Source organism: Pseudomonas sp. NPDC087639, assembly GCF_044743385.1.
In the GTDB taxonomy this organism is placed as follows: domain Bacteria; phylum Pseudomonadota; class Gammaproteobacteria; order Pseudomonadales; family Pseudomonadaceae; genus Aquipseudomonas.
This window is the reverse complement of record NZ_JBIUWI010000155.1, coordinates 977-2,458: the sequence shown is the minus strand read 5'-3', so window position 1 is coordinate 2,458 and position 1,482 is coordinate 977. Positions and strand designations below refer to the sequence as shown.

General features: G+C 59.9%; 1 protein-coding gene and 1 pseudogene. Both read left to right on the top strand.

Features of this window, described 5'->3' with window-relative positions:
- A partial coding sequence (gene ffh / locus ACIOVB_RS27395) for a signal recognition particle protein (RefSeq protein ID WP_401272262.1) occupies positions 1 to 1,169 on the top strand: 1,169 nt, incomplete at its 5' end.
- A gap of 249 nt (positions 1,170 to 1,418) precedes the next feature.
- Positions 1,419 to 1,482 (top strand): annotated as a pseudogene (gene rpsP / locus ACIOVB_RS27390) (30S ribosomal protein S16); the annotation flags it as partial.

The window sequence follows — 1,482 nt, the reverse complement described above, 5'->3', positions numbered from 1 at the left end:
CGGGCCAGGCGTTCGTGAAGATCGTCCAGGCCGAACTCGAAAGCCTGATGGGCGCGGCCAACGAAGACTTGAACCTGAGCGCCGTGCCACCCGCCGTGATTCTGATGGCCGGTTTGCAGGGCGCCGGTAAAACCACCACCGCCGGCAAACTTGCGCGCTTCCTTAAAGAGCGCAAGAAGAAGTCGGTCATGGTCGTGTCGGCGGACGTCTACCGTCCCGCGGCTATTAAACAGCTGGAAACCCTGGCCAACGACATCGGCGTGACGTTCTTCCCGTCCGACCTGAGCCAGAAGCCGGTCGACATCGCCACTGCGGCTATAAAAGAAGCAAAGCTCAAGTTTATTGATGTGGTCATCGTCGACACCGCCGGTCGTCTGCACATCGACGAAGAGATGATGGGCGAGATCAAGGCGCTGCACGCCGCGATCAACCCGGTCGAAACCCTCTTCGTGGTCGACGCCATGACCGGTCAGGACGCGGCCAACACGGCCAAGGCCTTCGGTGATGCACTGCCGCTGACCGGTGTGATCCTGACCAAGGTCGACGGCGATGCCCGTGGCGGTGCCGCACTGTCGGTGCGCGCCATCACCGGCAAGCCGATCAAGTTCATCGGTATGGGCGAGAAGAGCGAAGCGCTCGATCCGTTCCACCCTGAGCGTATCGCTTCGCGGATTCTCGGCATGGGCGACGTGCTCAGCCTGATCGAACAGGCCGAAGCGACCCTCGACAAGGACAAGGCCGACAAACTGGCCAAGAAGCTGAAGAAGGGCAAGGGCTTCGATCTCGAAGACTTCCGCGATCAGTTGCAACAGATGAAGAACATGGGCGGCCTCGGTGGCCTCATGGACAAACTGCCGAGCATCGGCGGCGTCAACCTGTCGCAGATGGGCAATGCCCAGAACGCCGCAGAGAAGCAGTTCAAGCAGATGGAAGCCATCATCAACTCCATGACCCCGGCCGAGCGCCGCGACCCTGAGCTGATCAGCGGTTCGCGCAAGCGCCGGATCGCCATGGGTTCCGGCACTCAGGTGCAGGACATCGGTCGCTTGATCAAGCAGCACAAGCAGATGCAGAAGATGATGAAGAAATTCACCGCCAAAGGCGGAATGGCGAAAATGATGCGCGGCATGGGCGGTATGTTGCCCGGCGGCGGGATGCCAAAAATGTAAATAACTGGCCGGTCGTCGCACCGGCGCAGGCCCCGCAAGGATGCGGGATCAACAGCAAACCCGCACTCGGCGGGAGCTGACTGGCCGTTTTCATCGACGGCTCTATATGCAAATCTGCACGGCATGCCATAGGCGCCGGAAAAAGTCATTTGCAAAAGTCCGGATATTCCTTAGAATATGCGGCCTTTCGGGCACCCATGCCCGCTGTGCATTTAGATTTGCAGCACCGACTACAGGACCGATGTTCACATGCTCACACTCCGTCTTGCCCTTGGCGGCTCCAAAACGCGCGCGTGTTACCACCTGACCGTAG